This is a genomic window from Halorubrum sp. AJ67, assembly GCF_000513435.1.
Genome location: NZ_CBVY010000022.1, coordinates 1 through 3,657 on the forward strand (window position 1 = coordinate 1; position 3,657 = coordinate 3,657).

Annotated in this window: 2 protein-coding genes and 1 pseudogene; all 3 read left to right on the forward strand. The window is 69.2% G+C overall.

The window, feature by feature from the left end; all coding sequences use genetic code 11:
- A pseudogene (locus tag BN903_RS13795) lies at positions 1 to 274 on the forward strand (hypothetical protein); the annotation flags it as partial.
- A 468-nt stretch (positions 275 to 742) separates the two neighbouring features.
- Positions 743 to 3,151, forward strand: a complete 2,409-nt coding sequence (gene ppsA, locus BN903_RS13800) for a phosphoenolpyruvate synthase (protein WP_048078284.1) — start codon at positions 743 to 745, stop codon at positions 3,149 to 3,151.
- 76 nt (positions 3,152 to 3,227) lie between these two features.
- Positions 3,228 to 3,657: aminotransferase class I/II-fold pyridoxal phosphate-dependent enzyme (locus tag BN903_RS13805; RefSeq protein ID WP_048078285.1), on the forward strand; the 430-nt coding region annotated here is incomplete at its 3' end.

Genomic DNA, 3,657 nt, shown 5'->3' on the forward strand with positions numbered 1-3,657 from the left:
GCTGCTCCATCTGGAGTGGTTCGACCACGTCGCCGCCGCCGACGGAATCGACGTTCCCGCCGGCCTCGTCGCCCGGACCCGCGAGGAGTCGCTCTCGTACTACGGCGGCGACCGCGACCGGCTCTCGCCCGACGTGCGACGGTTCCAGCGCCACCTGTTCGCCGACGACCGCTGGGTCCGACGCGTCGACGAGGCGTACGGTCTCGACAGCCGGCTGTTCGGGCTCTGGGAGCGGCTGTTGCGCGACGAGCGGCGACGGCTCGCCGACGACTGAGGGCGGGAGCTCGGTGCGTCGGGCGCTTTTACGTCCGTGGCAGGTGTTACAGGACCTGTAACATGTTACAGGACCGAATCACGAAACGGGAGATAAGTATAGGCGGAAACGACCCGTTTGAAAGGGTACGAACCGCAGGTCGGTTCGCTGTCCCCGGTGCTTCGGCCCCCGTTTCGCTTGTACGCACGGTGTCGACTGCGACGGCTGTTTCCCGCTTTCATCACCGTCGGGACGTGTAATACGTGGTTGGAACAAGATGTTCCCCGGGATGATCCCGCCGACCCACGGCGTCTTCACTGCGTCACGTGTGGAGCGCGACGGAGGAGACCGCCATGCCACGACGATATCCGTGAAAGAACGCGAAACGGCGCGGTCCGTGGAGATAACTCGGGTCCGAGTTGTCTTTTATTCATTGTTACGTCCGCCGGAAGCTTCATAGGTCGTCTCACGGATCCTTCAGGTACACGAATGGCAGTACTCTTGCTGGAGGATGTCGACGCCGACGACGTCGGGACCGTCGGCGGGAAGGCCGCGTCGCTCGGCGAACTCATCGGTGCGGGCCTCCCGGTGCCACCGGGGTTCGCCGTCACCGCGGGCACGTACCGGACGTTCATCGAGGAGGCCGGGATCGACGAGGAGCTGTTCGACGCGGTCGACGTCGATCCGGAGGACTCCGCCGCGCTCCGCGAGGCCGAGGCGACCGCGGAACGGCTGATCCTCGACACGCCGTTCCCGGAGTCGGTGCGCGAGGAGATCCTAGAGCAGTACCGGGCGATGAGCGAGGACGGCGACGAGGCGTTCGTCGCGGTCCGCTCGTCCGCCACGGCGGAGGACCTCCCCGACTCCTCGTTCGCCGGCCAACAGGAGACGTTCCTCAACGTCCGGGAGGAGGACCTCCTCCGCCGCGTCAAGGAGTGCTGGGCCTCGCTTTTCACCCAGCGGGCGATCTACTACCGGCAGCAGCGGGGGTTCCCGCACGACGAGGTCGACATCGCGGTCGTCGTCCAGCGGATGGTCGACGCCGAGAAGTCCGGCGTGATGTTCACCAGCCACCCCTCGACGGGCGACCCGCAGGTCACCATCGAGGCCGCGTGGGGGCTCGGCGAGGCGGTCGTCTCCGGAACCGTCTCGCCAGACAACTACGTGTACGACCGCGAGCGCGGCGCGGTCGACGAGGTCACCGTCGCCGACAAGAAGGTCGAGATGGTGAAAGACGCGGAGACCGGGGAGACGGTCCAGCTCGACGTCGACGAGGAGCGCCGCACGGCGCGGGTGCTCTCCGACGCCGAGATCGGCGACCTCGTCGCGCTCGGCGAGCGCGTCGAGGACCACTACGGCGCTCCCCAAGACGTCGAATGGGCGATCTACGACGGCGAGATATACATGCTCCAGTCGCGCCCGATCACGACGATCCGCGAGGACGCGGACGGTCCCGAGGACACCGAGGGCACCACCGCGACCGCCGACGGCGACGGGAGCGGGGCGGAACTCGGTTCGCCGGACGATAGAGCGGGCCGAACGACCGACGGGAGCGGGGCGGAACTCGGTTCGCCGGACGATAGAGCGGGCCGAACGACCGACGGGAGCGCGGACGACGCGGACCTCCTCGTCGACGGGCTCGGAGCCAGCCCGGGGGCCGTCTCCGGCACCGTCCGGATCGTCCGCAAGCTCGACCAGCTCGATCAGGTACAGGAGGGCGACGTGATGGTGACGGAGATGACGATGCCGGACATGGTGCCGGCGATGAAACGCGCCGCCGGCATCGTCACCGACGAGGGCGGGATGACGAGCCACGCGGCGATCATCTCCCGAGAGCTCGGCGTCCCCGCGGTCGTCGGGACCGGCAACGGGACCCGGGTCCTCGAAGACGGCCAGCACGTCACCCTCGACGGCGACAAGGGGACGGTCCGGGCGGGCGAAGCCGAGTCGGCCGAGCCGGGCGAGGAGTTCGAGCCGGTGGAGGCCGCGCGCCCGGAGACACCCGTCAAGCCGATGACGGCGACGGAGGTGAAGGTGAACGTCTCGATCCCGGAGGCGGCCGAGCGCGCCGCGGCGACCGGCGCGGACGGCGTCGGGCTGCTCCGGATCGAACACATGGTGCTGTCGCTCGGGAAGACCCCAGAGAAGTACATCGCCGACCACGGCGCGGCGGCCTACCGGGACGAGCTCGTCGAGGGCGTCCGGCGCGTCGCCGACGAGTTCTACCCCCGACCGGTCCGCGTGCGGACGATCGACGCGCCGACCGACGAGTTCCGCGAACTGGAGGGCGGCGACGGCGAGCCGGTCGAACCCAACCCGATGCTCGGCTGGCGCGGGATCCGGCGGAGCCTCGACAAGCCCGAGCCGTTCCGGCAGGAGCTGGCCGCGTTCGCGCGGCTCCACGAGATGGGGTACGACAACCTCGAAGTGATGTTCCCCCTCGTCAACGACGCCGCGGACGTCGAGGGGATCAAAGTTCATATGCGCGAGGCCGGGATCGATCCGGAGACGCACCGCTGGGGCGTGATGGTCGAGACGCCCGCGAGCGCGCTCCAGATCGAGGACCTCGCCGAGGCGGGGATCGACTTCGCCTCCTTCGGCACCAACGACCTCACGCAGTACACGCTCGCGGTCGACCGCAACAACGGCCACGTCGCCGACCGGTTCGACGAGCTTCACCCGGCCGTGTTGCGGCTGATCGGCGACACGATCGAGACGTGCCGTGAGCTCGGCGTCGACACCAGCATCTGCGGCCAGGCCGGCTCGAAGCCCGAGATGGTCGACTTCCTCGTCGAGAAGGGCGTCTCTTCCATCTCCGCGAACATCGACGCGGTCCGCGACGTCCAACACGAGGTCAAGCGGACCGAACAGCGGCTGCTGCTCGATTCGGTCCGCTGAGGCCGTCGAAAGGGATTGCTCGCCGCCGCGACCGGGAGCGGAACGGGTAAGAGCCGCCCCCGGCAATAGGGGGCGAATGCAACGGCCGGAACCGGAGCCGCAGTCGTTCGACCGGGTGCTCTCCTCGATGTGTACCGAGCCGCACCCGGACGCCCGCGCGGCCGCCGAGCGGTTTCTCGCGTCGAATCCCGGCGATCCCGCCACCTACGAGGCGGTCGCGGAGTTGGAGGAACGGGCGGTCGAGCGGCTCGCGACGCTCGCCGACCACCCGACCCCGAGCGATGCCGCGGGATACGTCACTTCGGGCGGGACCGAGGCGAACGTCCAAGCGGTGCGGTCGGCCCGGAACCGACACGACGCGCGCGACGTCAACGTCGTCGCTCCGGAGAGCGCGCACTTCTCGTTCACCAAGGCCGCCGAGCTGCTCGACGTGGAGCTACGGACCGTCCCCGTCGACGACGACTACCGGGCCGACACCGACGCGGTCGCGGCCGCGGTCGACGACG

Bases quoted from the DNA above. Each gene is read 5' to 3' on its own strand.
- ppsA (WP_048078284.1), top strand. From the start codon at position 743: ATGGCAGTACTCTTGCTGGAGGATGTCGACGCCGACGACGTCGGGACC.